This window comes from Streptomyces sp. NBC_00370 (assembly GCF_036084755.1).
GTDB lineage: Bacteria > Actinomycetota > Actinomycetes > Streptomycetales > Streptomycetaceae > Streptomyces.
In genome coordinates this window covers 3,063,501-3,090,442 of record NZ_CP107968.1, presented here as the reverse complement: position 1 = coordinate 3,090,442, position 26,942 = coordinate 3,063,501, and the positions used below count along the sequence as shown (strand labels likewise).

Here is a 26,942-nt window from a genome sequence, read left to right as displayed (position 1 = left end):
AGGACACACGCAGCATGGGCGGCGCAGCGAGCGGATCGTCATGGCGGCGCCGCATGCGAAGTTATGCGTGAGCTGCATGGACAGCCGGACATCAGCTGCTTACCGTCCGTAGGCTTGGCATCGCACATCGCACATCGCTCCGCGCCGCCTTGGGGTACGAAATGGCACAGCAACAGATTCGGATCTGCCCGTGCGGCACACGACTGGCCCGCGACAACCGAGGCACGCTGTGCGGCGCGTGCGGGCGGCGGCAGACGAGCGCGGATGTCAGCCAAGCGCCCGATGTGCCTGCGGATTTCTGGCAGGACGAACGGTTACGTGAGGCGCTGGAGGCCTGGCACATCGGCCGTGTCTTCTACGCCTACCGCACACACCCTTGGCATGGCCGAGCGGTGTCGCAAGAGGTTCTTGCCGGATGGCTGGGGCTGACGCAAGCGCAACTGAGCCGCATGGAGAGCGCCGACAGTCCGCCGCACGACCTTCGTAAGCTCATGAGATGGGCGCATGGCTTGGGTGTGCCTGCCGACCTACTGTGGTTCAAGCTGCCCGGCGATGCTCAAGCCCGGAGCGTCAACGTGTCCGGCAGCCTGTCCGACCCATCGGCGGCATTCGCTGACCAGCCGAGCGACACCGCGAGCAGCACGGAGCACGAAGCCATGAGCCCACTCAATCGCCGGTCGGTACTGAAAGGCGGCATTGCCGCCGCAGCCCTGTCGGGCCTCGGCCGGGAGGAACTCCAGCGCGTCACCGCCGCGCTCGCGGATGCCCGGCGCCACCTGGACAAGCCGGTCGTCGATTACTTCCGTGGCCAACTCGACGCCGCCAAGCGGGACGACGGCGCACGCGGCCCACGCCGGACGCTGCCGGTGGTACTCGGCCTGCTCGCTGTGATCGACCACCACGCGCGCGATGTGAAGCCTGCCGTGCGGCGGGAACTGCTGTCGGTCGGTGCGGACGGGGCCGAGTTCGCCGGATGGCTCTATCGCGACGTGCATGAGCCGACCAGCGCCGGGTTCTGGTACGACCGAGCGATGGAATGGGCGCAGGAAGCGGACGACCCCGCGCTGCAAGGGTACGTACTGCTGAAGAAGTCGCAGATGGCATACGACAGCCGCGACGCGGTACGGGTCCTGACCCTCGCCCAAGCCGCCCGGCACGCTCGCTGGCAACTGCCGCTGCGCGTCCAGGCCGAGGCCACGCAGCAAGAAGCACTCGGGGCAGCCATGGTGGGAGAGCCCTTGACGGCTGTCCAGGACAGACTCGCGGCGGCCGAGGCGCTGCTCTCGCAGGCAGCCGACGACCCATCAAGTCTTGGTGCTTACTACACCGAGCACACTTTGCTGCTTCGCAACGCTGTGAGCTACACAGAGGCCGGCAAGCCAGGCATGGCTGTCGAAGTGTTCAACGAAGCCATGCGCGCCGGGACGCTCTCGGTGCGGGACGGTGGCTTCTTCAACGCACGGCGCGCATCCGCCTTGGCACTGAGCGGTGAACCTGACGAAGCGGCCCGCGTGGGTGCCGTATCCGCCACGGTCGCTCGTGCGATGAAGTCGGAACGCACGGTGCGCGTACTCAACGAAACGCTGCAAGCCCTGGCGCGGTGGGACAGCCGGCCGACGGTACGTGAGTTCCGAGCGTCGTTGCGGGCGGCTTAGGCCGTCAGCCAGTCGGTGACGGTGCGGATGACGAATGCCTGATACTCCCGGCTCTTGGGGTCGAGGTACTGCGGATCGTCGTGCATGGCGAAGCCATGTTGCGAACCGGGTACTTCGACGAGCTCGCACGGCGCGTTGAAACGGGGGACCGCCGCGCGGGACGACTCGACGGGTACGAGCGTGTCGGCGTCGCCGTGCACGATGAGTGTCGGTGCCTGCACGTCGCCGAGGGCTTCCTGGGGCTTGAGCCAGAACACCTCGTTGAGCAGCGGGCGACCGTGCTTGAGGGTCGGCGTGAACTGGATCGCGCCCTGCTTGTTCAGCTCTGCGGCCATCTCGTCGCTGATGTTGTCGTCCATCCAGTACGAGCGGCTGTCGATGGTGCGCTGCTTGTAGTCCAGCTGCGGATTGAACAACACCAGGCGGGAGACCTCGGCCGGTCGCCGGGCGGCGTAGTACGCGCAGATCCCGCCGCCGAAGCTTGCCCCGAGGAGCGTCACGTTCGGAGTGTCGACGCGGGCGCGGGCGAATGCCAGCATGACGCGGATGTCGTTGAGGACGGCCGCGAGGGTCAACTCCTCCTGTCGGCCTTCGCTCTCACCATGCGCGCGGAGGTCGAAACGCACCGAGGCGAGGCCTGCGGCGGCCAGACCGTCGGCGAGGCGCCCGAAGAAGCCGCCCTCTTCGCGTGTGACACCGCCACCGTGCACGAGCACGACGGCCCCGCCGGGATGCTCGCGGGGCATCACCAGGGTGCCTGCCAGGTGCAGACCGTCGAGGGTGCGAACCGTGACGCTGGATGTCGGCATGAGCAGCAGCGTACGGCGCGTGAGGGAAGGCCGACAGGACGCCCGGAGCGTCACGCGCCAGCGTCTGTTGCGGGCGTGGCTCCCCATGCGGTCAGGAGATCCGCCGTTTCGGGGTGGGGGTCGTGGTTTGCCCACCTCAATGGGGTCCAGCCTGTGCCGTGGTCCTCGGGGAGGTTCGGGTCGGCGCCGTGGGTCAGCAGGGTGCGGACCGTTTCTGTGTGGCCCCAGGAGGCGGCCGCGCACAGTGGGGTGCCTTCCGCGCCCGGGCCGGTGCTTTCGGTGTTCGGGGTGGCGCCGGCCAGGAGGAGCAGGTGGGCGATCTCGGGTTTGCCGTTCACGGACGCCTCGTACAGCGGGGTGGTGCCCTGGCTGTCCGGTCGGTTCGGGTCGATCCCGGCGCGGAGGAGTGTCTTCACAGCGGTGGTGTCGCCCTCCAGGATCGCTGCGAAGAGACGTCGGGTGAGCTTCTTTCGCCGCCGTTGGTTCATGGGAGCCGAGGCTAACGATCGGGCATGCGGTCGGGCCACTCATATCCCGACGGCGACGACGGCGGTGGTCAGACGCGTTGGGGGGTGATGACGGGTGTCCGTGCGGTGTCTCTCGTGCGGTCTGTCAGGAGGCGGGTGATGCGGTCCGGGGACACCGCGCGGGAGTAGAGCCAGCCCTGGCCCGTGTCGCAGCCGATGCCGCGCAGGCGTTCCGCCTGGCCTGCCGTTTCGACGCATTCGGCGGTGACCGTCAGGCCCAGGCGGTGGGCGAGTTGGACCAGGGCCTCGACGATCATCTCGTCCGCCGGGCTCGGGTGGGCGCCCTCGTCGTAGCGGAAGCCGCGGACGAAGGAGCCGTCCAGTTTCAGGACGGAGACCGGGAGACGGCTGAGGTAGGCCAGGTTCGAGTAGCCCGTGCCGAAGTCGTCGATGGCGATCCGTACGCCCATCTCGCTGAGCGCTTGCAGTGCTTGGAGCGGGCGGCCCGCCGAGCCCATCACCGCCGACTCCGTCAGCTCCAGTTGGAGCAGGGCCGGTGACAGGCCCGTCTCGGCCAGGATCTCCGCCACGTCGGACACCAGGTCGGAGTCCCACACCTGCCGTACGGCGACGTTGACGCTCACGAACAGGGGCTCGTCGTCCGGGTGTTCCTGTTGCCACTGTCTGGCCTGGCGGCAGGCCGTACGCAGCACCCAGCCACCGAGCTGCACGATCGAGCCGTCCTCCTCGGCGATGCCGATGAAGCGGTTCGGCGCGAGGGTGCCGAACTGGGGGTGGTTCCAGCGGACCAGGGCCTCCACGCCCCGTACGGTCCCGTCGGCCATGCCCACCAGCGGCTGGTACTCCAGTACGAACTCCTCCCGCTCGACCGCGGGACGCAGGGTGGAGGAGAGCGCCTGACGGGTCATCCGGTGGGCGTTGCGCTCCGGGTCGAAGAGCGTCCAGCGGGCCTTGCCGTCCGCCTTCGCCCAGTACAGCGTGGTGTCGGCGGCCTGCATCAGGGCGGTCGGTGTCGTGCCGGCCGCGGTGCGTTCGACGACGCCGATCGAGGCGGAGACGGAGAGCCGCTGTCCGGCGAGGTCGAACGGGAGCTGGAGCGCGGCCAGTACGGAGCGGGCGAGGGCGGTCAGCTGTTCCGTGCCGGTGGAGTCCTCGACGAGGATGCCGAACTCGTCGCCGCCGAGGCGCGCGACCAGGTGGTTACCGCTGCGGGTGCGGCTGTCGTGGTCGGCGCACTCGGTGAGCCGGCCCGCCACGGCGGCCAGCAGCCGGTCGCCGACGCGGTGTCCGAGGGTGTCGTTGACGGCCTTGAAGCCGTCCAGGTCCAGGTAGCAGAGACCGATCCGCCCTGTTCTGCCATCGGCGCCGCCCTCGCCGAAATCGCCGAACTCACCGGCCGTCTCGTCGTTCTCGTACGGCGAGGCGCCCAGCGTCGAGGACAGCCGTTCGAAGAACAGCGCCCGGTTGGGCAGCCGCGTGACCGGGTCGTGCATCTGCAAGTGGCGCAGCCGCGCCTGGAGTTCGCGCCGGTCGCTGATGTCGGCGATCGACAGCAGCACGCTCTCGCTCTCGGGTACGGGCGCGACGGTGACCTCGGCCCACAGCGCGCGGCCCTCCGCGTGCTTCAGCCGCCGGGTGCAGCGGAAGCGGGCCCGCCGGCCGCCCAGCACCTCGTGGTACGCGTGCCACGTACGGGCGTCCGACGCCAGGTCGACCAGGTCGGCGGCCGGCTGCTCGCGCAGCGCGGCCGGCTCGGTGCCGAGCAGTTCGCCGAGCGCTTCGTTGGCGCTGACGACGGCGCCGTCGTGGTCCAGCACTGCCATCGCGAGCTGGGCGGCCTGGAACGCGGCGCGGTAGTCGCGCAGCTCGGACGGTGTTCGGGCTGCCGCCGATCCGCCTGCCGTCGCTCTGGCCGTGGCTGTTCTCCCTACCGGGTGACGCTCCGTAACGGACGGGGGTGTGTCACCGACGGACGGCTGGGTGTCACCGGGCGCTGCGACTGCCGCTGATCGCGGCCCTTCGGAGGTTGCGCTCACGGCTCGCTCCCGCGGTGCAGTCGTGTCGTACAGGGGTGGTCGGGCCTTTCGGGGCCGGGAAAGTGTGCCGATCATAGAGGTTTTGAGGGGGCCCGTTCCAGCTCCGTCGTGATGAACGGGATAACGGAGCGCCGACGATCTGTCATCGGACGATCGTTTCTGCGCGGCTGTGGCCCAGGCCGGCCGCCTCGTGATCGGTTGTGACTTTCCGTGTAACCCCGGGGTGTCGGGCTCCCCACTCGATTGGGGCATTGGAACAGGGCATTCCATCCGAAACCAGAACAAGGTGGGTGAGGTGTCCCGCATTCCGTAGCCGGAGGTCGACGTGGAGCGTCAGCAGACACCCGGGGGAGTGGACCGGCCGCGGCTGCGCAGCGTCGCGGCCGCCCTGACCTCCCTCATGGCGCTCGCCGCCACCTCGCTGGTCGCCGGGCCGACCGTGGCCGCGACGCCCACGTCGATGGGTGCCTGCGCGCTGCCCAGGACCCCCGTGCACCACTCGGCGGGGCTCGACACCTGGAACAACGCCTACCCCCGCCCCGACCACGCGCTCGACGCCGTGATGATCTTCCTGTCCTTCCCCGACTCCCGGCCGCTGACCGAGCCGCGCGACCTGGTCGCCGACCACTTCCCCGCCACCAGCCAGTTCTACGAGCGGGCCTCGTACGGGAAGTTCGCGCTGCGCGTACACCCGGGGAAGCGCTGGCTGACGATGCCGCACCCGTCGACCTCGTACCGCATAACGCGTGACTGGGACCCGGTGGACCGCGCCGCGTATCTGCGCGACGCGCTGCGCGTGTCCGACCCCGGCGTCGACTTCTCCAAGTACGACCTGGTCTATCTGGTCGCCGACCCGGACGCGCCGGGGGTCGACTCGGACGCCACGAAGGTCGTCAACTTCGACGCGCCGATGCGGGCGGACGGTACGGACATCAAGCGCGCCGTCACCGTCTTCGAACGGCATCCGCCGGACCGCAATGTGCTGGCCCACGAGACCGGGCATGTCTTCGACCTGGCCGACCTCTACCACCGGCCGGCCGACGGCAAGGGCGACTGGGACACGTACGTCGGCGACTGGGACGTGATGGGCAGCCAGTTCGGCCTCGCGCCCGACTTCTTCGGCTGGCACAAGTGGAAGATGGGCTGGCTGGACCCGCGCCAGGTGCGCTGCGTCCGGCCGACCGGCACCACCCTGCTGACGCTGGAGCCGATCGCGGCGGCGCCGGCTGTCGGCGGGCGCGCCGGGACCCGGCTCGCGGTGGTCAGGACCGGCGCGGAGAGTGCGGTGGCGATCGAGGCGCGGGCGGCGACCGGCAACGACGCGCACACCTGCACCGAGGGCGTGCTGATCTACAAGGTGCGCGGCGGTACGGCGTCGGGCGGCGGGCCCATCGAGGTGGTGGACACGCATCCGCACAGCGAGGCGTGCTGGGACCGGTCGGTGTATCCGCCGCTGGCCGACGCGCCGCTGGGGGTGGGCGAGACCTTCACCGTCCCGGGGAACGGCGAGCGGATCACGGTGGAGGTGGCGGACCGGACGTCGACCGGCGCGTACACGGTGAAGATCACGACGAGCCCGCCGGAGTAAGCGATGGCAGGACGGGAGAAGGCCCCTCGCCGGAGCGAGAGGCCTTCTCCCTGTCTGTGCGCCGCCAGGGACTCGAACCCCGGACCCGCTGATTAAGAGTCAGCTGCTCTAACCAACTGAGCTAGCGGCGCTTGCTGACGTCGTAGACCTTAGCACCCGGATCGGCCGGAAGAAAAATCGGTTACGGAGGCCGCATCCGAGGCCGTATGCCGTGGTCAGGGCGGGTCCGGCGGAACGGTCACGAGCAGGAGCGCGGCAGCCGCCCCGCCGTTGTGGCGAGCGTCGCACGGGCCGCCGAGCGGACCGCCCGCACACAGGCCCACAGCAGCACCTCGGGCCCCGGCAGCCAGGGGTGCCGGGTGTCCGGCGCCACCACCCAGCGGGGTCCCGCGGCGGCCCCGGTCGCGCCCGGGGTGAGCGGGGGTACGGTCACGGCGTCGCCGGTGCCGTGGCACAGCAGCGGCGGTACGCCGGCCTCCTGGCCCTCGTCGTCGGCCGCGCAGCCCCACTCCTCCCAGGACAGCAGGGCGGGTAACCGCTGGGCGGTGCCGGGGGCGGCGAAGAGCAGCGTCCTGCCCCGGTGCACCGCGACGGGCCCCGACCCGGGGCCCTCGCCCCAGAGCCGGTCCAGCATCCGGCGGCCGAACATCGCGGGGGTGTTCACCACGTCGAAGGCGGAGCCGCAGGGCAGCACGCCGGGTGCGGTCGGCCGGGCCGCCCAGAGGGAGAGGGTGGACCGGGGACAGGGACCGGCCGAGGCGAGCCAGTCCGCACCGGCAGGGGTGACCTGACCGGTCTGGTGGGAGCCCTCGTCGCGGAGGAGGCCGAAGATGTCGGTCCGGCGCTCGTCGTCACTCGTGCCGGGGCTCAGCGGGGATTCATCTCGTAGCCATGCGGTCATGGCAACAAGATCTACCGGCAGTAACGGTTCTGTATCTGAGAGTTTCCCGAAGCCGGGACAGAGCGCGGTGCCCGGGGGTAACCTACGTCCCGGCATATGCCATATGAGTGGTTGGCGGGCCGGTCAGGGCCCGCCACGAGACCTGTCACAGGCGGCCACGGGGCCGCTCGGAGGCAGTCGCCGTGCCGGTGACGGGTGACGGCCGGGTCGCCCGGCCGGTCACTTCTCCGCGAGACCCTCGCCGCGCAGCAGGTCACGGCCGAATTCGACCATCCGCTTCGCGTAGTCCTCCGTCCACTCCGCGCGCTCGGCGATGTCCGCGGCCGTCAGCCGGTCGAACCGCCGCGGATCGGCGAGCTGGGCCGCCGCGACCGCCTGGAACTCGACGGCCCGGTCGGTGGCCGCGCGGAACGCGAGCGTCAGCTCCGTGGCCCGGGTGAGCAGGGCGGCGGGGTCGTCGATGGACTCCAGGTCGAAGAAGTGCTCCGCGTCGGCCACCGCCTCGGAGGGCTCGAAGAGGAGAGGCGCGGGCCGCAGCCGCCGCCGCTCGCTCCGCTCGGGATCCCGCATGTGTTTTCCTCCTGCTCGTGCCTGCCGATGTCGGTCAGGTGCTGCTCGGCCACCGTCCATTGTCCAACCCGGCGCAAGTACGCCTCATGGGGTCCAGTTCACCCGGTGTGCGGAAAGGTGCGCCAGCACCGCGTGGTTCGCTTCCCAGCCGTCCGGGAATTTGACCGTCACGCCCAGCTGGACCGGTTCCGTCGAGGGGTGTTCGTCCAGCAGTTCGGGGACGCCGGCGCGGCAGACCACGATGCAGGCGTGGCGGTGGCGGGAGGCGAGGACGCAGAGGCGGCCGGTCTCCAGGTGGAAGGCCGTGGCGTCCGGGCGGCCCGACAGCGGGTGCAGGACGACCGTGACGTCGAACTCGCGGCCCTGCAGACGGTTCGCCGTGTCCACGGCGACGCCGGTCACGCCCAGCTCGGCGAGGGCGGCGCGGACCGCCGCCGCCTGGTCGCGGTGGGCCGTGCCGACCGCGATACGGTCCGCCGTCAGCGGGACCGGTTCGTCGGAGCGTTCGCTGGTCGCCGCGCCGCCGCGGTCCAGCAGGCGGCGGACGACCGTCGCCACCGCCCGTACCGCCTCGGGGTCCGTACGGGGTGTGCGGCGGGCGGGCAGCTCCAGCAGGCCCCAGCCGGAGGCCGCCGCCTCGTCCAGCACCCGGTCGGGGCCCGAGCCGTCGGACGGGACGGTGAAACCCAGCAGCCGGTCGCCGTCGCCGGTGCCGCTGCGGAACGGGGTGTACGGGTAGAACGCGGCCGACACCAGCGGCGCCGCCGACGCGGGCAGCCGCCAGGAGACCGGCAGCCGGTGCTGCGGCAGCTCCGGGTTGTGCGCGAGGAGCGTCGAGACCGCGCTCGCCGAGGGGTCGTACGACAGGCCCGCCCACTGCTCGGCGCCCACCACGCTGAACGGGTCCAGCTGGCCGGGATCGCCGACGAACAGGGCCCGCTCGAACAGCCCGGCGACGGCCAGCAGCGCGTCGGACCGCATCTGGTACGCCTCGTCCACGATCGCGTGCCGCCACGGCTCGACGCCCTGCACATGCGCCCACTTCGCGGCCGTGGAGACGACGACGTCGAGCCCGGCGAGATCGGCGGCCTTGGCCGACTTGCGGACGCCCGGCAGCTCGTCCAGCACCTTGTCGTACGGATCGGGGTCGTTGCTGTGCAGCCGGCCGACCGGCAGCTCGGGGTCCTTCTCGGCGAGCCGCGTCACCAAGTCGTCCACCTGCGCGTTCGTCTGCGCGACGATCATCAGCGGCCGGCCCGCCGCGGCCAGCTCCAGCGCCGCGCGCACGACGAGCGTCGACTTGCCGGCGCCCGGCGGGGAGTCCACGACGATCCCGCGATGCGCGCTGTGCAGCGTGTCGTACAGGATCGCGTCGGTGGCGCGGGTGGCTTCGGCGCTGGGGTCGAACGTCAGGGGCGGGGCCGTCACAGCAGATCCTCCTCCGTTACCGGATCAGGCTCCGGCAGGGTCGGGGTCCGGTCGGTGTCCGGAGGGCCGCCGTGGGTCCACGGCGTGTCCTCGGGGTCGGGCAGCTTCGCGCCGCCGCGCTGGTCGTGCTCGAACAGCGTCCAGGCGATCAGATCGCCCTTCTCCGGCACGGATCCCGGCGCGGGCTCCTTGCTGCGGCCCATCCGGTCGGTCAGCCGCAGCACCACCTGCGCGTCCGGGGCCGGCGGGGACTCGACGAACTCCGCCGACTGCGGTTTGCCGTCCAGCGAGCGGTACACCTTCGTCCGCTCACCGAGCCGCGGCGCGTCGTCCGTCCGCACCGTCACCAGCGGACGCGGCGCGGGGCGTTTGCTCTCGCTGTACGCCATCACCACCTCCGTCACCTCCCCGACGAACGCCTCGCCCGCCAGCCGGCGGCCCGCCAGCACCAGCGGGTCGTCCAGCGCCTCCTGCGCCTCCAGCTGGGCCTGGGCGCTCTCGCGCGCCGCCAGCTTGCGCGCCGCCGTCACCGCGTCGTCGCGCCGGGGCTGCGGCGGCTCGCCCGCGCGCACCCGGTCCCGGTGGCCGGTGAACGACCAGCGGTCGCGGGTCCAGCGGTCGGTGACACGGGCGCCCTCCGGCAGCTCGCGCAGCAGGTCGAGGCCGTGCCACACCGCGTCCCAGGTCGGCCGCATGACACCGGCCAGCAGCTCGCGGATGTCGCGCTCGGCAGCCGTCAGCCGGCCCAACTGCTCGTCGGCGTACGCGCCCTCCTCGGCGGACGCCAGCGCCTGGCGCGCACGGTCGTAGCGGTCGATCGCCGGGGCCAGCAGCCGGTTGTCGAACGCCGGGTCCGTGGCGGGCCCGGCCGGCGGGCAGAGCAGCTGCCCCGTCGCGTCCCGCCGCAGCTCGGCCCGGAGCGCCGCCTCGGCGCCCGTGAGACCGTCCGGCGGGTCGATCCACGCGAGCAGCGCGCCCAGGTGCTGGTCCTCCAGATTCGACTGGCCCGTCGCCCAGTGCCGGTTCAGCAGATCCGTCATGGCGGGCAGCAGCGAAGAGCCCGGCACCCGGGCGCGCTCGCCGTAGTGCGTCAGCCAGCGGCCGAGCAGCGGCACCCGCGCCGGCGCCGGGTACGGGGTGTCCGGGTCGTCCTCCGCCGTGCGCCGGAACCGCATCGAACGGCCCAGCAGCCGTACGAAGTCGACCCCCGGCCTGTTCGGCACGATCAGCTGCGGCGCGTCGGCGCACAGCTCCACCTCGACCTTGACCCGCTTCCCCGTCTCCGGGTCGCTCTCGCTGCGCTCGGCCGGCTCCACGTCGTCCGCGTACGACTCCAGATACGGCAGTACGGCGTCGGCCAGCTCGGCGAGGAACGCGAACCGCAGGTCGCGGTCGCGCGGCTGGGCCACCGTCAGCAGCCGTGGCGCCGTGCGGTCCGTGCCGACGAGCGCGCCGAGCGGCGCGCCCGCCTCGCCCGCTGTGGTGAGCGGTACGAGGACCAGCGGCGCAGGGGAGATCCTGCGGTGCCGGACGGTCGTCAGCGGCCTGGCCCGGCCGCTCTCCACCGCCTCCAGCCGGGCGAGCGTACTGATCAGCGACATCAGCGGCCCGCCCGCGCCTGCTCCAGAACCTGGGCCTGTTCCAGGGCCTGCCCTCGCGTCGGCGCCTCGGCCTGCCTCGGCACCTGCGCCTGGGCCAGCGCCTCGGCCCGCAGCGCCGCCGCCCTGCGCAGCGCGGCCACCGTCGGATCGGCGGGGTCGCCCGCCTCCCCGTGCGCCGCCGCCAGCACGGCGCCGACCGTGGTCAGGCCGCCCAGCTCGCCCCGTACCCCACGGCCCAGCGACTCGACGGCGCCCGCCGTACGGGCCCGGTCCCGGCAGTGGAACGCCAGCTCGCAGGCGGCCAGGCACTCCGGCGCGTACGCGGCGGGCACCGACTCGACGGCGCTGGTCAGCTCCTCGCCCGAGCGCAGCTCGACGTCGAACGTCGTGCCGTCGGGGAGCGTGGCGGCGATGTCCTCGATCCGGGTCAGCCGCGCCAGCTGCCGGCGGGTCACCGCCAGTTGCTTGCGGACGTCCACGACCGAGGCCGTCGGCAGGTTGGAGAAGTCCTTGGGGCAGACCAGCAGGACCCGGTGGTCCACCGAGGCGCCCGGGGCGTGGGCGGCGACCTGCTCCAGCGCCAGCACGTACACGGCCGACTGGCGCGCGGCGGCGCCCACCTTCGCCGCGTCGGCCGAACCGTCGATCATCGGGAACGACTTGATCTCCACGACCGTCCAGCGGCCGTCGGGATGCACCACCACGGCGTCCGGCTCCAGATACGCCGGTGAGCCCGCCACTTCGAGCGCGAGCAGCGGATGGTCCAGCAACGTCCACCCGCCCGCCACGGTCGCCTCACGCAGCGCCAGCGCCGTACGGGCCGTGCGGCCCTCGGGCCCCGCGGCCGACAGGTCCGGTACGAGCGAGTCGCCCGGCACGGGGGCCGGTGACGGCACCGGGCTGCGGGTGCCGAGCCGCTCGTGCACCAGCCGCAGCAGTTCCGTACCGCCGTCGCCCTTCACCTTCGCCTCGAACGCGTTCCCGCGCATGAAGGCGAACTGGGACTGGCCGAAGGGGGCGGGTGAGCCGAGCGCGGTGGCGAGCGCCGCCTTGTCCACACCCGCGCCGTCCAGCAGGGCGCGTCTGCGGCAGCCGGGGTTCGCCGCGAGAGCGGCCAGCGCGCGTGCGTCCAGCGGGTGCGGTGCGACGGCGGGGCCGCGCAGCTCAGCGAGCCGCTGCCTGAGTGTCGTCCGGGACGCCTGCGGCGTCGCCTTCGGGACCTTCGTCGTCGGGATCGACGGCGGCTGCGCCGGAGGTACTGGTGCGGGCCCGCTGCCCGGGGAATCGCTCACCCGCCGAAGTCTCGCACCCACCGCTGACAATCGCGGTCCTGCGGGGGGCGGCTGCGGGGTGTGACAGCAGAGTCAGCACGGCATGCGTGAGGCGGGAGCTGGTGGTCGACGCCGTCTCGTCCATCCGGTCGCGCAGCCGGTCGGCCAGCGCGAGCGCGGGCTTGGTGAGCAGCGCGCCGACCGCCATCACGGCGGCGCCGGCCACGGCGTCGAGCAGGTAGTGGTTGGCCGTGCCCATCACGACCACGGCGATCAGCAGCGGGTAGGCCACGCCCAGCCACTTCATCAGCGGGGTGCGCGCGTGCCGCCACAACAGCACCCCGCACCACAGCGCCCAGCCGACGTGCAGGCTCGGCATCGCCGCGTACTGGTTGGTCATCCCGCCAAGCCCGCGCGGCGCGCTCGCCTGCGCGCCCCACCAGCCGTACGAGCTGTACTGCGCCATGGTGTCGACGAAGCCGTGTCCGGCGCTGAGCAGCCGGGGCGGACAGGTGGGCAGCAGGGTGAAGCCGACCAGCCCGAGCAGGGTGGAGAGCATCAGCCAGGTGCGCGCCGCCCGGTACACGGCGGGGCCGCGCCGGAAGACCCAGATCAGTACGGCGGGGGTCACGAGGTAGTGCAGCGACGCGTAGGCGAAGTCGGCGGGTATGCCGAGGGCCGGGGTGCTGGTGAACAGCCGGTTGAGCGGGTGCTCGGCGTTGAGGAAGAGCGTCTGCTCTATGCGCAGGATCGTCAGTCCGTGGTCGACCGCCGTCGAGACGTCACCGCGCGCCAGGAGTCTGCCGCCCGAGTAGGCGGCGTAGACGACGACTATCAGCAACAGCTCCGCCCACCAGCGAGGCCGGGGGCGCGGCCGCCTTTGCGGCTCGCTGGTGCTGTACGACATCCGGACGATCTCCATCATGTTGTAATGCAGCTTTTGGCCGACGTTCAACCGTACGGTGCCGTACGCCTGGCCTTCTCGGCGGGTGTCCTTCGGATCAACGTACGAAACATCATCACCCCAATGGTGAGGGACGCGAAGATCCGCCCGGAGGTTGCCCTGAGGTCAGGTGCGCGATGATGGACCGGCACTTGTCTGTGACACCTCCAGGGAGAGCCTCCATGGCACCGCGCATCCTGCTCGTCCGGCACGGTCAGACGGCCTGGTCGCTGTCCGGCCGGCATACCGGCAGGACGGACATCCCGCTGCTCGACGAGGGCCGCAGGGGCGCCAAGCTGCTCGGCGAACGGCTGCAGCGCGCACCGTGGTCGGGGCTCGCGGGCGCCGAGGTGCGCACCAGCCCGCTGGTGCGGGCGGCCGAGACCTGTGAGCTGGCCGGGTTCGGGGACCGGGCCCAGCCGTGGGACGCGCTGCTGGAGTTCGACTACGGCGGCTACGAGGGACTGACCCCCGCGCAGATCAAGTCGGACCGCCCCGACTGGTTCATCTGGCGCGACGGCGTGCCGGACGGGGAGACCCTGGCGGACGTCTCGGCCCGCGCCGACGAGGTCGTGGAGTGGGCCAGGTCGGCCGACCGGGACGTGCTGGTCTTCGCGCACGGCCACATCCTGCGCGCGATCGGGGCGCGCTGGCTGGGGGAGGACGTGTCGTTCGCGGCGCGGATCAGGCTCGACCCGGCGTCGGTCTCGGTGCTGGGCTGGGCGTACGAAGCGCCGGCGGTCGAGGTCTGGAACGACTCGGCGCATCTGGAGGGCTGACCGGAGGTTCTACGGCAGCGGGTCCGGCGCGCGGAGGTATGAGGGCGGCGCACGGGTACCGGGACGGCGCTCGAAGTGCCGGGGCGGCGTGCGGGTACGGGTCCGGCGCGCGGCCTCACATCGCGCGCGGGTCCGTCACCGCGTGGCGGTCCAGGAACGCGCTCACCTCGGGCAGCCGCCGCTGCGGCCGCAGCACCCGCGCCGTCGTCGCGAGCATCCGCTGGATCCGGGCCGACTGGACCTCGTCCAGCAGGTCGAGCACCTGCTGCCCGGCGGCAGCCGCCTCGTCCGGCGCTCCCGCCCGCGCCAGGTCGGTGGCCAACTCGGCGCGGTAGAGCGCGAGGTTACGGGTGAAGCGCGGGTCCTGGAGCACCGTCGCCCGGTACGCGTGCCCCGCCGCGGCGGCCCAGTCGCCGAGCGTCGCGTGGCACTGCGCCTCCAGCCACTCCAGCTCCGGTTCGCCGAAGAAGGACATCCACTCGGGGTCGGCGTCCGAGGGGCCCGCGGCGAACAGGTCGTGTGCCTGCCGCAGCGCCTGTTCGCAGCCCGTACGGTCGCCGAGCCCGGCCCAGCCGCTCGCCTCGCGCAGCGCGAGCAGCGACAGCAGCCGGGCCGACGACAGATGCCGCGCGGCCCGCCGGCCGGCCTGGGCCGCGCGTACCGCCTCGCGGTGCCGGCCCGCGTCCTTGGCGAGGAACGCCGTGTTGCAGAACGCGTGCGCCTCAAGCGCCGGGTCGTCGGCGACCCGCGCGGTCGCCAGCGCCTCGGCGTAGTGCGAGCGCGCCTCGTCGAAGCGGCCCGAGTCGTGCGCCAGCCAGCCGACCGAGATGGCGAGTTCGCCGGCGCCCGAATGCAGCCGGTCGGTGGTGGATCTGCTGGCGGCCGCGCCCGCGTCGAGCAGCGCGTACGCGTTGCGCAGCGGCAGCGCGGCCCTGCGGTAGAGCCCGTCGGCGCCGTGCCGGTCGTCGAGCAGCCGGATCCGGCGTACCTCTTCCTCGACGGCGCGGACCTCGGCCTCGCCGACCCGCCGGGGTGCGGGCAGGGCGGCGGTGGGTACGGCGACGGCGGGCGCGGTGCCGAGACCGAAGGCGGCAGCCGCCACCGTGGCGGTGCCGCTCGTCATGAATGCGCGACGCAGCACGTCGCTCTCCTCGCTGGTATGGCTGTGGTCCGGCCTGTCCACGACGGGCCGCGCCGCCCGGCCGCGTACGGTTTCGCGTGCCGAGAAGCCCAGGTCCGCCAGGGCGAGCCCGGGGAACATATGGAGAAATACGCGCTCGTACGCGTAGTTGGGACAGCGGATCTCGCCTGCCTCCACCCGACCGATATAACGGGCGTCGCACGCGACGTGTTCACCGATCTCCCGTGCGGCCCTGCGCACGGCGGCCGCGAACTCGCCCGGCGAGCGGTTGCCCCGCAGCCGACGGAAGACGAGGTTGGGAACTGCCCGTGACGACGCCATGGCGGAGCCCTCTCTTGGTCCGGCGGGGCAAGAACGTACCTGCTGTGACGACCCACTTACGCAGGGTTTGCCTACAAACCGGATATCTCACCCATGATCTGCCATGAAGTGCCATCCTTTGCGGCGGTGTGCCGCCGTAGCTGTTGACGTTGTTCCGCGTTGAACCATCTGGAGACGCAGAACGTGTTCTTCAGCGACGAGGAGGTTGTTTCCCTTGTTGGATGTGGAGGTCGGCATGGAAGCCAGCCCTGGCTCAGGAACGACTGTTCAGCACACGCCCAACCAGGAGTACGGCGCACCTCCCGGGGATGCGACGGAGCCCTGTGACCTCGTAACGGTTCCGGCCCGGCAGGGACTTGAGGCGGTGGACATCCTGCGCCGCGGCACCACGCCGGAGGTGGGCCCCGTCCTGCACGACGGATCCTGCGACACCCTCGGCTTTCTGGTCCCGCCCGGCACCGCAGAGGCCTGGGACGTCCCCGGCAGCGCGTGTACGAGGACCGACGGGCGCGGACTGCGGATCCCCGCCGAGGAACCGCCGGTCGTCGGGACCGGCTGGCTGCTGCCGCCGGACACGGCGGGTCCCGTCACCGACCCGGCCGTCCTGCGGAAGGCGCTCGGCGAGGCGGCCCGGATGATCGAGGCCGCCGACCGCTGCCGGTAGCAGGCAGCTGCCGACCGCTGCCGGTAGCCGGGCTGACCCGTGGCCCGATAATGGGTCCGTGGCGAAGAAGACGCGGCGTACCCGCGACACGGCCGAGTCCGTGGCCGAGACCGTCGCCGGCGGGCTCGCCGAGCTGAGGCCCGACCGGGAGCGGCCGCGCGCCTGGACGCTGCTGATCGACGGCGCTCCGCAGTCGTACGTGGACCTCGAAGACCCGGCCCATCTCTCGTTCGCCTACCAGCGCAGAATCGGTCATGCGGCCGATCTCGTCATGCCGCAGGACCGGCCCCCGCAGGTCGTGCATCTCGGGGGCGGCGCCTTCACCCTCGCCCGCTACATCGCGGCCTCCCGGCCGCGTGCCACCCAGCAGATCGTCGAATCCGACGCCGCGCTGGTCCAACTCGTACGGCGCGAGCTGCCGTTGGACCCGAACGCGCGGATACGGGTCCGGTCGGCCGACGCGCGCGCCGGACTCGCCAAGCTGCCGGACGGCTGGGCCGACCTGCTGATCGCCGACGTGTTCGACGGCGCGCGTACCCCGGCGCATCTCACCAGCGCCGAATTCCTGGCGGACGTACGGCGCGTGCTGCGCCCCGACGGCTGTTACGCGGCCAACCTCGCCGACGGTCCGCCGCTCGCCCACCTGCGCGGCCAGATCGCCACCGCGGCCACCGTCTTCCCGCATCTCGCGCTGGCCGCCGACCCGGCCGTGCTGCGCGGGCGCCGCTTCGGCAACGCCGTACTGCTCGGCTCGGCACGCGAACTGCCGGTCACCGAGCTGACCCGGCGGGTCGCGACAGATCCGCACCCGGGTCGGGTCGAACACGGTCGCGCGCTGGCCGACTTCACCGGCGGCGCCGCGCCCGTCACGGACGTGAAGGCCAAGGCGTCACCGGCGCCGCCGCCGGGGACCTTCGACTGAACTGCCGCGTGTGTCACCGGTCGTCGAACTGGACCACCGGCGGATGGTCGTTCCAGGTGCAGAACACCGACACCTCGCGGCCGTTGCGGGTGAACGTCGCCCGGATCCAGGTCGGCTCCGTCCAGACCTGCATCTGCCAGCCCGCGTTCGGGGTCGCCGAGACCAACTCCGCCGAGGCGGTGCCGATGTCGAAGACGACCCGGCCGCCGTCGACCTGGTAGCTCTTCACATTGCCCGCGTCCGGCGCCGGCGCGCTCTTCGACGGTTTGCCCTGCGACCCGCTGTCCGATCCGCCGCCCGACGTGCCGTGCGACGGCGAAGGTGATGTGGACGGCTGCGCGTGCTTCTCCGGCGCCGAGCGTGACGGTGACGGCGAAGGGGGCGCGGGCCGCTGGGTGGAGGCGGGCAGCGGCGGCGGCTGCGTCGCCGAGGTGGCAGCCGTGATCGGCAGGGCGCGCGGCGGGTCGTACGCCGTGCCCGCCATGACCGTGTGCACGCCCCACCAGGAGAGCGTGACCGCCGCCCCTGTGGCGAACAGCCACGCGACCGCGTGGACGAGTCCTCTGCTACGCATCGGGGCCATAGTGCCCTACGGGCTCACCCGAATGGCGTACGGTGCGGCCCATGGCAAGTGTGCTCGTCGTCGAGGACGACCAGTTCGTGCGCTCCGCCCTCATCAGGCACTTGACCGAGGCCGCGCACACCGTACGGAGTGTCGGTACGGCTCTGGAAGCGCTGCGCGAAGTGGCCCATTTCCGCTTCGACGTGGTGATCCTCGATCTCGGCCTGCCCGATCTCGACGGGTCGGAGGCGCTCAAGATGCTGCGGGGCATCACGGACGTGCCGGTGATCATCGCCACGGCGCGTGACGACGAGACGGAGATCGTCCGGCTGCTCAACGACGGCGCCGACGACTACCTCACCAAACCGTTCTCCGTCGAGCACCTGTCGGCGCGGATGGCGGCCGTGCTGCGCCGCTCACGGGCCACCCCTGACGAGGTCGCCCCCTCGCGCGTCATCCAGGTCGGCGGGCTCTCCATCGACCCGCTGCGCCGCCAGGCGGAGCTGGACGGGACCCGGCTCGACCTGACCCGGCGGGAGTTCGACCTGCTGACGTTCCTGGCGGGCCGGCCGGGGGTGGTCGTCGCCCGCAAGGAACTCCTCGCCGAGGTGTGGCAGCAGGCGTACGGCGACGACCAGACCATCGACGTCCATCTGTCCTGGCTGCGCAGGAAACTGGGCGAGACCGCCGCGCGGCCCCGCTACCTGCACACCCTGCGCGGCGTCGGCGTCAAACTGGAGCCACCGCAATGAAGCCGAAGCCACCGCAATGAGACGGGAGCCACCGCGATGAGATGGGCCCTGGTCAAGGTCTCCCTGGCGGTGACCGTGATGGTCGTCGTCGCCTTCGCCGTTCCGCTCGGACTCGTCGTCAAGGAACTCGCCAGGGACCGGGCGTTCAGCAACGCCGAGCGGCAGGCCGCCACCATCGCCCCGACCCTCACCATCACCGACGACCGCGAACAGCTGGAGCGGGCCGTCTACTCCACCTCCGCCGGGTCGGACCGGAAGATGGCCGTGCATATCCCCGCCTCCCGGGCGGCCGGCAGCCGGCCGCTGGAGCTGGGTACGCGCCGGGCGGCCGAGAAGGACGTACGGACCGTGCAGCGGCTCGGCCGCGCCTCCATCACCGACGTACCCGGCGGGTCCGTGCTGCTCCAGCCGACCGGGCTCGGCAGCGGTGTGATCGCCGTCGTCGAGGTGTACGTCCCGGAGAGGGACGTCTCCAACGGGGTCACCACCGCCTGGCTGGTCCTCGCGGGGGTCGGCGCCGCCCTCGTCGTCGGGTCGGTCGCCGTGGCCGACCGGCTCGGCGTACGGATGGTCGAGCCCGCCCAGCGGCTCGCGGGCGCCGCGCACGCGCTGGGGGAGGGGAAGCTCGGCGCGCGCGTCCCCGAGGAGGGGCCGCCCGAACTGCGTTCCGCCGCCGTCGCGTTCAACTCCATGGCCGACCAGGTCGTCCAACTCCTCGCCAACGAACGGGAGCTGGCAGCCGACCTCTCGCACCGGCTGCGCACCCCGCTCACCGTGCTGCGCCTCAACGCCGCCTCGCTCGGGGACGGTCCGGCCGCCGACCAGACCAGGGCGGCCGTCGCGCAGTTGGAGCGCGAGGTCGACACCATCATCCGTACGGCCAGGGACGCCAAGCCGCAGACGGCGGCTGCCGGATTCGGCGTCGGCTGCGACGTCTCCGAAGTGGTGCGCGACCGGATGGACTTCTGGTCGGCGCTGGCCGAGGACGAGGGCCGCAAGGTGCGGCTGGCGGGCGTCGACAAGACCGTACGTATCCCGGTGGGCCGCCCGGAGTTGGTCGCCGCGCTCGACGCGCTGCTGGGCAACGTCTTCCGGCACACGCCGGAGGGCACCGCCTTCTCCGTGGACGTGCACAACGGCGACGACGCCGTGATCCTGCTGATCTCGGACGCGGGACCCGGTATCGCCGACCCGGGCGCCGCGCTGGTACGCGGCAACAGCGGCGGCGGCGAGGGCTCGACCGGACTCGGCCTGGACATCGTGCGCCGGGTGGCCGAGTCGACCGGCGGTGACGTGCGGATCGGACGGTCCGTGCTGGGCGGCACCGAGGTGCGGATCTGGATCGGCCTTGACGGCAGGCGCTCTCCCGACCGCACCCGGGGTCACCGGTTGCGCAGGCGGGGACGCGGTGCGTCAGGTCGCACTCCGGCAGAGGTCTGAACCTTTAATCAGCCCCCATGCGTTCCTTAAGCGCACCCTAAGAACATCAACGGCCTTCCATTACGGGCACTTTGTCGGATCTGCTGGGGCTAGCGTGCTGCCCACCACCCCCCACACACCGCAACACTGAGGCAGGAACGCGATGGGCAGCAGTACGCACCGCCGCTTGGCGAAGCGCAGGACCAAGGCGATCGGAGCGGTGGTCGCGGCCGTCGTCGGCGGCGGAGCGGCCTTCGCCCTCACCGGCACGGCGCAGGCGGCGGCGGTCGGGGCCGCCTACACGAAGACCAGCTCCTGGACCGGCGGTTACACCGGCCAGTACGTCATCACGAACGACACGGGCAAGGCGAAGTCCGGCTGGGTCCTCGAATTCGACCTGCCGGCCGGTACCACCATCAGCTCGCTGTGGAACGGCGTGCGGAGCGTCGACGGCCGGCACGTCACCGTCAAGCCCGAGGACTGGAACAAGGACCTGGCGCCCGGCGCCTCAGCCACCGTCGGCTTCGTCACCGAGGCGGCGGGCAACGCGACCACGGCGGCCGACCCGGCCTCGTGCCTCATCGACGGCGTCAAGTGCTCGGTCGACGACGGCGCGACGCCCCAGCCCAGCGGCCGCCCCACGGAGGAGCAGCCCGGCACGGAGCCCACCACCGGGCCGACCGAGGAGCCGACCACCGAGCCGACGAAGGACGCCGACCCCACCGACGTCCCCTCGGATCCCGCGACGTCGCAGCCCCCCACGTCCGGCAGCGGCACGGCGGCGAGCGCCGGCTTCGCACCGTACGTCGACACCTCGCTCTACCCCGCCTACAACCTCGCGGACACGGCGGCCAAGACCGGCGTCAAGCAGTTCACCCTCGCCTTCATCACGTCGGGCGGCGGCTGCGTCCCGAAGTGGGGCGGCGTCAGCGACCTCGCGAGCGACGCGGTCGCCGCGCAGATCGGCGGCCTGCGCGCCGACGGCGGTGACGTACGGGTCTCCTTCGGCGGTGCCTCGGGCACCGAACTGGCCGGCGCCTGCTCCTCGGCCGCCGACCTGGCCGCCGCCTACGGCAAGGCCGTCGACGCCTACAAGCTCACCAAGGTCGACTTCGACATCGAGGGCGCGGCCCTGCCGGACACGGCGGCCAACACCCGCCGCGCCCAGGCCATCGCGCAGCTCCAGAAGGCCCACCCCGGCCTCGACGTCTCCTTCACCCTGCCGGTGATGCCCGAGGGGCTGACCCAGCCCGGCGTGGACCTGATCGGCAACGCCAAGCAGAACGGCGTGAAGGTCGGCCAGGTCAACATCATGGCGATGGACTACGGAGCCTCGTACAGCGGTGACATGGGCGGCTACGCCATCCAGGCGGCGACCGCGACCCAGGCCCAGATCAAGGGCGTGCTGGGCCTCTCGGACGCCGCGGCCTGGCAGGCCGTCGCCGTCACACCGATGATCGGCGTCAACGACGTCAGCACCGAGGTCTTCAAGGTCGACGACGCGACGCAGCTCGTCGACTTCGCGAAGTCCAAGGGCATCGGCTGGCTGGCGATGTGGTCGGGCACCCGCGACAAGGCCTGCCCGGGCGGGCCGAAGAACAGCGCGGACGCCTCGTGCAGCTCGATCGACCAGCAGCCGCTGGCCTTCACCAAGGCGTTCGGCGCCTACAAGTAGCCGATCGCCCCATGTAGCCATCACCCCAGGCCGACCACAGGTCGGCCAACCCCCCACGCGCGTCCCGGCCGGATCCCCACCCCCCACCCGGCCGGGGCGCGCCTCGTCATTCCTGCGGCGCCTGCGGCAGCGCGTTGCCACGGATCACGTCCGCGTACCAGTGCGCGCTCGCCTTGGGGATACGGCGCTGCGACGCGTAGTCGACGTAGACGGCGCCGAAGCGCTTCGAATAGCCGTAACCCCACTCGAAGTTGTCCATCAGCGACCAGAGGAAGTAACCGCGGACATCGGCGCCGGCGGCCACCGCCCGCTGTACGGCGGCGAGATGGCCGTGCAGATACGCGATCCGCTCGGGGTCCTCGACGCGGCCCTCGGGCGAGACGTAGTCGTCGAACGCCGCGCCGTTCTCGGTGACCATCAGCGGCAGCCCGGGGTGGTCGTGGGTGAGGCGCAGCAGCAGGTCGTGCAGACCGCTGGGGTCGATCGCCCAGTTCATCGCCGTCCGCTTGCCCTCGGTGAGGTGGAAGGCGACGTGCTCGGAGCCCGGCCACGGCGAGTGCTGGCTGTTGCCGTGCCCGTCGTCGCGTGAATCGCCCACGCCCGTACCGGGGTTGGAGACCACCGTCGGCGTGTAGTAGTTGACGCCCAGGACGTCGATGGGGCGGGAGATGGCGGCCAGGTCGCCGTCGTGCACCAGCTCCGACCAGTCGACGTACCGCGAGGTGTCGGCGATCAGGTCCTCGGGGTAGGCGCCGCCGAGGATGGGCCCGGTGAAGACGCGGTTGCCGACGGCGTCGATCCGGCGGACGGCGTCCGCGTCGGCCTCGCTGTCGGTCAGCGCCCTGACCTGGTGCAGGTTGAGGGTGATCGAGGTCTGCGCAGTCGAGGGGAGCTGGGCGCGCAGCGCCTCCATCGCCCTGCCGTGCGCGAGGTTGAGGTGGTGGGCAGCGCGCAGCGCCGCCGCGGGCTCGGTGCGGCCCGGCGCGTGCACGCCGGAGCCGTACCCCAGGAACGCGGAGCACCACGGCTCGTTGAGCGTGGTCCACATGCCGACGCGGTCGCCGAGGGCGCCCGCCATGATCGACGCGTAGTCGGCGAACCGCTCGGCGGTCTGCCGGGCCGGCCAGCCGCCCGCGCTCTCCAACTCCTGCGGCAGGTCCCAGTGGTAGAGGGTGGCGACGGGCGCGATGCCCGCTTCGAGCAGCTCGTCGACGAGGCTGCGGTAGAAGTCCAGGCCGCGTTCGACGGCGGGGCCGCGGCCGGTCGGCTGCACCCGCGACCAGGAGATGGAGAAGCGGTAGGCCTTCAGGCCCAGCTCCTTCATCAGCCGGACGTCGTCGCGGAACCGGTGGTAGTGGTCGGCCGCGATGTCGCCGGTGTCGCCGTTGCGTACCTTGCCGGGCGTACGGCTGAAGGTGTCCCAGATCGAAGGCGTGCGGCCGTCCTCGGCGGCGGCGCCCTCGACCTGATAGGCGGCGGTGGCCGCTCCCCAGACGAAGCCCGTCGGGAAGTCCGTCGCGGCGGCCGCTGCTTGCAGGGTGGTCTCGGTTCGTACGGCGGTCATTGTGAGAGCGCTCCCAAGGTGGGCGTACAGGGGCAGGGCGTAAGCGTAAGGGGCCCGGGTTTCCGGGCCCCTCGGACGATCAGGGACGACAGGACGTCATCCCTTGACCGCGCCCGACATGATGCCTCCGACGATCTGCTTGCCGAAGAGCACGAACACCAGGAGCAGCGGAAGAGTGCTGATCAGGGCGCCCGCCATGACGATGGACTGGTCGGGGGTGTACGAGGCGCTCAGCTGGCCGAGGGCCACCTGGAGCGTCGGATTCTGCTGGTTGAGTGCGAGATAGGGCCAGAAGAAGTCATTCCACGCCTGCACGAACGTAAGCATTCCGAGCACCATCATCGCGGGCCGGGCCACCGGCAGGACGATGCTGCGCACGATCCGGAAGTTGTTCGCGCCGTCCACCTTCGCCGCCTCGATCAGCTCGTACGGCAGCGCCTCGATCAGGTACTGCCGCATGAAGAACACACCGAAGGCGCTCACCAGGGTCGGGAAGATCACCGACTCCAGATCACCGCCCCAGCCGATCTTCGACATCAGCATGAAGAGCGGGACGACACTGAGCTGCGGCGGGATCGTCAGCGTCGCGATGACGGACGTCATCAGCCAACCCCGGCCCCGGAAACGCATCTTGGCGAACGCGTAACCGGCGAGGGTGCAGAAGAACAGTGTCGCCGCCGTGATGCAGCCCGACACGATCACGCTGTTGACGATGGCCTTGCCGAGGTGCGCCTGGGTCCAGGCGGCGTCCAGGTTGTGGAAGAGGTGCGAGCCGGGCAGGAACGGCGGTGTGGTGGCGAGGACTTCGTCCTGCGTGTGGGACGCGGCCACCAGCGTCCAGTACAGCGGCAGGATCGAGCCGATGCCGACGACTATCAGCGCGATGTAGGCGAAGGGGCCGCCGTGCAACTGCCGTCCCGCGCCGGGCTTGAACCGGCCGGGACGGCGCGCGGCCGCGGTGTCGGCCCGTGCCGGCGGGGCGAGTTGCCGTGCGGTGGTGGGGCTGGTCAGGGTCATGGGGTATCGCTCCCGGTCGGGCGGGTCAGGCCGCGGACTTGCGCACGAAGCGGCTGAAGAGCCAGTTGATCGCCGCGATGATCAGCAGCAGGGCGAGCATCGCCCAGGCCACCGCTGCGGCCGGACCGAGATGTCCCAGATTCCAGCCGTAGTTGTAGAGGTAAATGCTCAGCGTCTCGTACTGGTTCTCGTTGCCGCCGGTCTGGCCGAGCGTGCCGCCTTCGAGCAGCAGGGGCTCACCGAACAACTGCATGGAGCCGATGGTCGAGATGACGATGGTGAAGAGGATCGTCGGTCGCAGCGAGGGGATCGTCACCTTGCGGAACTGCTGCCAGCGCGAGGCGCCGTCGAGGGAGGCCGCCTCGTAGAGATCGGTCGGCACCGCCTGCATGGCCGCCAGATAGATCAGTGTGTTGTAGCCCGTCCAGCGCCAGATCACGATGACCGAGATGGCGATCTTCGAAGTCCAGTGGCCGTTGGTCCAGTTGGTGTGCCCGAGGCCGATGAAATGCAGCAGCCAGTTCAGCAGACCGCCGTCGGCCCGGAAGACCAGGGCGAAGACGAGCGCCGCGGATGCCACCGAGGTGGCGTACGGGGTGAGGATCAGCGTCCGGAAGAACGTGCTGGCCCGCAGCTTGTAGTTGAGCAGATGCGCCAGACCGAGCGCGACGAGGAGCTGCGGGACGGTCGAAATGACCCCGATCAGGAAGGTGTTGGAGACGGCCGTCCAGAACTCGGAGTCGTGCAGGATCTTGCCGAAGTTCTCCCAGCCGACCCACTCCATCTGGTCGAGACCGGTCATCTCCACCCGGTGCAGGGCGATCCAGCCGGTGTAGATCAGCGGGAAGAGCCCGAAGGCGGCGAAGACGAGGAAGAACGGGGCGATGTACGCGTACGGCGAGGCCTTGTCGTCGAACCGCCACAGCCGGCTGCGCCACGCCAGGCGTTCGGTGGACACGGGCTTCGGGGGGCCGGGCGGCGGGGTGGCGGCGTCCCGGGCCGGGATCGTGGTTGCCACGGGTGGGAGTCCTTCCCTGGGGCGGGGGGTGGGCGGTACGGCGGGACCGGTGCGGGCGGCGGGGGGCCGCCCGCACCGGCGAGGATCGAACGGTCAGCCGGTGCGGGGGCTGAGTGGCAGCCGGCGCGGAGGCTGATGGTCAGCCGGTGCGCGGGGCCGAGGGTCAGCCGATGCGCGGGCCGAGGGTCAGCCGATGGCCTTGTCGATCGTCTTCGTGGCCGCGTCCCAGGCGTCGTCCGGGCTGGTGCCGCGCTGCTCCATGTTGTTGATCTGGGTGGAGATGGTGTCCTTGATCACGCCGTCCTTCTGGCCGAGCACGGCCTCCGGGATGGCCTTGGCCTCGTCGGCGTAGATCTTGCCGATCGGCGCGTCGTTGAAGTACGGAAGCTTGGCGTTCTGCACCTCGGGCAGGTCGTACGCGCCCTTGTTGGACGGGAACACCCCGATGGCCTTGAACACGGCGGCCTGCTGCTCGGGCGCCGTCAGCCACTTGACCAGCTCGCCGGCCTCCTTCACGTGCTTGCCGCCCTTCGGCACGGACAGGAACGAACCGCCCCAGTTGGCAGCGGTCGAGCCGGGCGCGCGGGTGATGTCCCACTTGCCCTTGTAGGCGTTGCCCGAGTTGGTGGAGATCTGGCCCGCCATCCAGGCGGGGCAGGCCACGGTGGCGACCGAGCCCTTGCGCAGCGCCGCCACCCACGGGTCGCTGAACTGCGCGAGTCCCTGGGTCAGCTTCTTCGCGGCGGCCTCGCCGGCCAGGCTCCAGCCCTGCTTGACGCTGGGGCTGTCCTTGTAGATCGGCTTGCCGTCCTTGTCGTAGTACTGCTCGGTGTTCGAGCTGACCACGGCGTTGTACATGGCGCTCGCCGAGTCCATGAAGTACGTGCCGGCGGGGGCCTTCGCCTTGTACTGCTCGCCGAGCTTGAGGTAGTCCTCCCAGCCGCCGGCGATCTTCTGCGCCACGGCCTCGCGGTCGGTCGGCAAGCCCGCCTTCTTGAACAGGTCGGGGCGGTAGCAGAGCGACATCGGACCGATGTCGGTACCGGCACCGATCACGGCGCCGTCGGACGTCGTCGCCTGCTTCTCCTTCCAGGAGACCCAGTCGTCGACGTTGATGACCTTGCTGAGGTCGGCGAACTGGTCACCCTTGGTGTCCACGACCTCCTTGATCCGGCCGACCTCGATGCCCTGGACATCGGCGAGACCGCTGCCGGAATTCAACTCCTGGAGCAGCTTGGGGTAGTAGACCTTCTCGTCGGCCGTGACGTCTTCCTTGACGGTGATGTCCGGGTGGAGCTGGTGGTACTTGGCGAACAGCCCCGCCTCCTTGTAGCCGAACTGACCGAAGTCGGCGACGGTCAGCGTGATCGGCCCGCTCGCGTCCGACCCCTTGGCCGAGTCGGAGCTGTCCGAGTCGCTGCTACAGCCGGTCAGCAGCAGGGCCGATGCCGTCAGCACCGTGGTGGCGACGGCCGCCGCTCTGCGGCTGTGCCCGCCGGTGGTACGGGTGATGCGCATGCGCATTCGCTTGCTCCTTGTTCCAGGTGGGACGGACGTTCCGGGCGGGGCCGGTGCGCACCACGCCGGGCCGATGAGGAAATCCGGCATACGCTACGGCTGTGGGAGCGCTCCCAAATCGCGCTGCCGGAAGGTTGCTTCCTCGGAGGGGCGGGTGTCAAGAGTCGAAGGCGGTTATGTTTCCCGAACGTGTCCTGAGCATCACGCGGCCCTGCTTCGGAGCCCGCGTTGGGATAGCGCTCTCCCGGCGTTCTCCCGGCCCTCGTTCACAAGTCGAACGGAGCGGTCGCCGGGGACGGC

The 26,942-nt window shown here is 71.4% G+C and carries 23 protein-coding genes and 1 tRNA gene; 8 read left to right on the top strand and 16 right to left on the bottom strand.

Features of this window, described 5'->3' with window-relative positions; genetic code table 11:
- Positions 1–161 precede the first annotated feature (161 nt).
- Entirely contained in the window at positions 162–1,655 is a 1,494-nt protein-coding gene (locus OHS57_RS13615; protein ID WP_241778592.1) for a helix-turn-helix domain-containing protein, read from the top strand.
- Here the strand turns inward: OHS57_RS13615 and OHS57_RS13610 are convergent.
- The 3 genes from OHS57_RS13610 to OHS57_RS13600 form a co-directional block, all read right to left on the bottom strand.
- Positions 1,652–2,464, bottom strand: a complete 813-nt coding sequence (locus OHS57_RS13610) for an alpha/beta hydrolase (protein WP_328582081.1) — start codon at positions 2,462–2,464, stop codon at positions 1,652–1,654. The genes OHS57_RS13615 and OHS57_RS13610 overlap by 4 nt on opposite strands.
- 50 nt (positions 2,465–2,514) lie before the next feature.
- Entirely contained in the window at positions 2,515–2,952 is a 438-nt protein-coding gene (locus OHS57_RS13605) for an ankyrin repeat domain-containing protein (RefSeq protein WP_328582080.1), read from the bottom strand.
- Between the two features lie 68 nt (positions 2,953–3,020).
- The gene (locus OHS57_RS13600) at positions 3,021–4,988 is read right to left on the bottom strand and encodes a putative bifunctional diguanylate cyclase/phosphodiesterase (RefSeq protein ID WP_328582079.1); all 1,968 of its coding nucleotides are present in this window, start codon (positions 4,986–4,988) and stop codon (positions 3,021–3,023) included.
- 325 nt (positions 4,989–5,313) lie between these two features.
- On the opposite strand from OHS57_RS13600, the gene OHS57_RS13595 reads away from it, so the two are divergent.
- Positions 5,314–6,576: a M6 family metalloprotease domain-containing protein gene (locus OHS57_RS13595; protein WP_328582078.1), complete on the top strand. Its 1,263-nt coding sequence runs from the start codon at positions 5,314–5,316 to the stop codon at positions 6,574–6,576.
- 57 nt (positions 6,577–6,633) lie between these two features.
- Here OHS57_RS13595 and OHS57_RS13590 read toward each other — a convergent pair.
- The 7 genes from OHS57_RS13590 to OHS57_RS13560 all read right to left on the bottom strand — a co-directional run bounded on the left by OHS57_RS13590 (position 6,634) and on the right by OHS57_RS13560 (position 13,269).
- A tRNA-Lys gene (locus OHS57_RS13590) sits at positions 6,634–6,707 on the bottom strand.
- 107 nt (positions 6,708–6,814) lie between these two features.
- Complete coding sequence (locus OHS57_RS13585; protein WP_041989356.1) at positions 6,815–7,477, bottom strand: bifunctional DNA primase/polymerase; 663 nt, start codon at positions 7,475–7,477, stop codon at positions 6,815–6,817.
- 219 nt (positions 7,478–7,696) lie between these two features.
- Positions 7,697–8,047: a hypothetical protein gene (locus OHS57_RS13580; protein ID WP_041989359.1), complete on the bottom strand. Its 351-nt coding sequence runs from the start codon at positions 8,045–8,047 to the stop codon at positions 7,697–7,699.
- An 84-nt stretch (positions 8,048–8,131) separates the two neighbouring features.
- Positions 8,132–9,475 carry an AAA domain-containing protein gene (locus OHS57_RS13575; protein ID WP_328582077.1) on the bottom strand — a complete coding sequence of 448 codons (1,344 nt, stop codon included), beginning with the start codon at positions 9,473–9,475 and terminating at the stop codon, positions 8,132–8,134.
- Complete coding sequence (locus OHS57_RS13570; protein ID WP_328582076.1) at positions 9,472–11,076, bottom strand: hypothetical protein; 1,605 nt, start codon at positions 11,074–11,076, stop codon at positions 9,472–9,474. The genes OHS57_RS13575 and OHS57_RS13570 overlap by 4 nt, the downstream gene beginning before the upstream one ends.
- A complete protein-coding gene (locus OHS57_RS13565) occupies positions 11,076–12,311 on the bottom strand; it encodes a hypothetical protein (RefSeq protein ID WP_328585059.1) in 1,236 nt (411 codons plus the stop codon). The genes OHS57_RS13570 and OHS57_RS13565 overlap by 1 nt, the downstream gene beginning before the upstream one ends.
- A complete protein-coding gene (locus tag OHS57_RS13560; RefSeq protein ID WP_041996226.1) occupies positions 12,241–13,269 on the bottom strand; it encodes a phosphatase PAP2 family protein in 1,029 nt (342 codons plus the stop codon). Before OHS57_RS13560 ends, OHS57_RS13565 begins: the two co-directional genes overlap by 71 nt.
- Positions 13,270–13,472: 203 nt before the next feature.
- On the opposite strand from OHS57_RS13560, the gene OHS57_RS13555 reads away from it, so the two are divergent.
- Positions 13,473–14,069 carry a histidine phosphatase family protein gene (locus tag OHS57_RS13555; protein WP_328582075.1) on the top strand — a complete coding sequence of 199 codons (597 nt, stop codon included), beginning with the start codon at positions 13,473–13,475 and terminating at the stop codon, positions 14,067–14,069.
- A gap of 115 nt (positions 14,070–14,184) precedes the next feature.
- Here OHS57_RS13555 and OHS57_RS13550 read toward each other — a convergent pair whose 3' ends face one another.
- The gene (locus OHS57_RS13550) at positions 14,185–15,531 is read right to left on the bottom strand and encodes a tetratricopeptide repeat protein (RefSeq protein ID WP_328582074.1); all 1,347 of its coding nucleotides are present in this window, start codon (positions 15,529–15,531) and stop codon (positions 14,185–14,187) included.
- A 235-nt stretch (positions 15,532–15,766) separates the two neighbouring features.
- Here OHS57_RS13550 and OHS57_RS13545 point away from each other — a divergent pair, with 235 nt between their 5' ends.
- A complete protein-coding gene (locus OHS57_RS13545) occupies positions 15,767–16,195 on the top strand; it encodes a hypothetical protein (RefSeq protein ID WP_041996229.1) in 429 nt (142 codons plus the stop codon).
- A 58-nt stretch (positions 16,196–16,253) separates the two neighbouring features.
- Complete coding sequence (locus OHS57_RS13540; RefSeq protein ID WP_328582073.1) at positions 16,254–17,117, top strand: spermidine synthase; 864 nt, start codon at positions 16,254–16,256, stop codon at positions 17,115–17,117.
- 13 nt (positions 17,118–17,130) lie between these two features.
- Here OHS57_RS13540 and OHS57_RS13535 read toward each other — a convergent pair whose 3' ends face one another.
- Positions 17,131–17,700, bottom strand: a complete 570-nt coding sequence (locus OHS57_RS13535; protein ID WP_328582072.1) for a hypothetical protein — start codon at positions 17,698–17,700, stop codon at positions 17,131–17,133.
- 41 nt (positions 17,701–17,741) lie between these two features.
- Here OHS57_RS13535 and OHS57_RS13530 point away from each other — a divergent pair, with 41 nt between their 5' ends.
- The 3 genes from OHS57_RS13530 (at position 17,742) to OHS57_RS13520 (ending at position 21,525) form a co-directional block, all read left to right on the top strand.
- Positions 17,742–18,431: a response regulator transcription factor gene (locus OHS57_RS13530; RefSeq protein WP_041996232.1), complete on the top strand. Its 690-nt coding sequence runs from the start codon at positions 17,742–17,744 to the stop codon at positions 18,429–18,431.
- Between the two features lie 36 nt (positions 18,432–18,467).
- Positions 18,468–19,871 carry a sensor histidine kinase gene (locus tag OHS57_RS13525; RefSeq protein ID WP_328582071.1) on the top strand — a complete coding sequence of 468 codons (1,404 nt, stop codon included), beginning with the start codon at positions 18,468–18,470 and terminating at the stop codon, positions 19,869–19,871.
- A gap of 142 nt (positions 19,872–20,013) precedes the next feature.
- On the top strand, positions 20,014–21,525 hold the full coding sequence (locus OHS57_RS13520) for a glycoside hydrolase family 18 protein (RefSeq protein ID WP_328582070.1): 1,512 nt from the start codon (positions 20,014–20,016) through the stop codon (positions 21,523–21,525).
- Between the two features lie 106 nt (positions 21,526–21,631).
- Here OHS57_RS13520 and OHS57_RS13515 read toward each other — a convergent pair whose 3' ends face one another.
- From OHS57_RS13515 to OHS57_RS13500, 4 genes are all read right to left on the bottom strand, one after another.
- Complete coding sequence (locus OHS57_RS13515) at positions 21,632–23,089, bottom strand: GH1 family beta-glucosidase (RefSeq protein WP_041989392.1); 1,458 nt, start codon at positions 23,087–23,089, stop codon at positions 21,632–21,634.
- Positions 23,090–23,185: 96 nt separating this feature from the next.
- A complete protein-coding gene (locus tag OHS57_RS13510) occupies positions 23,186–24,106 on the bottom strand; it encodes a carbohydrate ABC transporter permease (protein ID WP_041989395.1) in 921 nt (306 codons plus the stop codon).
- 25 nt (positions 24,107–24,131) lie between these two features.
- Positions 24,132–25,124: a carbohydrate ABC transporter permease gene (locus OHS57_RS13505; protein WP_041989397.1), complete on the bottom strand. Its 993-nt coding sequence runs from the start codon at positions 25,122–25,124 to the stop codon at positions 24,132–24,134.
- A gap of 186 nt (positions 25,125–25,310) precedes the next feature.
- On the bottom strand, positions 25,311–26,642 hold the full coding sequence (locus tag OHS57_RS13500) for an ABC transporter substrate-binding protein (protein WP_041996235.1): 1,332 nt from the start codon (positions 26,640–26,642) through the stop codon (positions 25,311–25,313).
- Positions 26,643–26,942 lie beyond the last annotated feature (300 nt).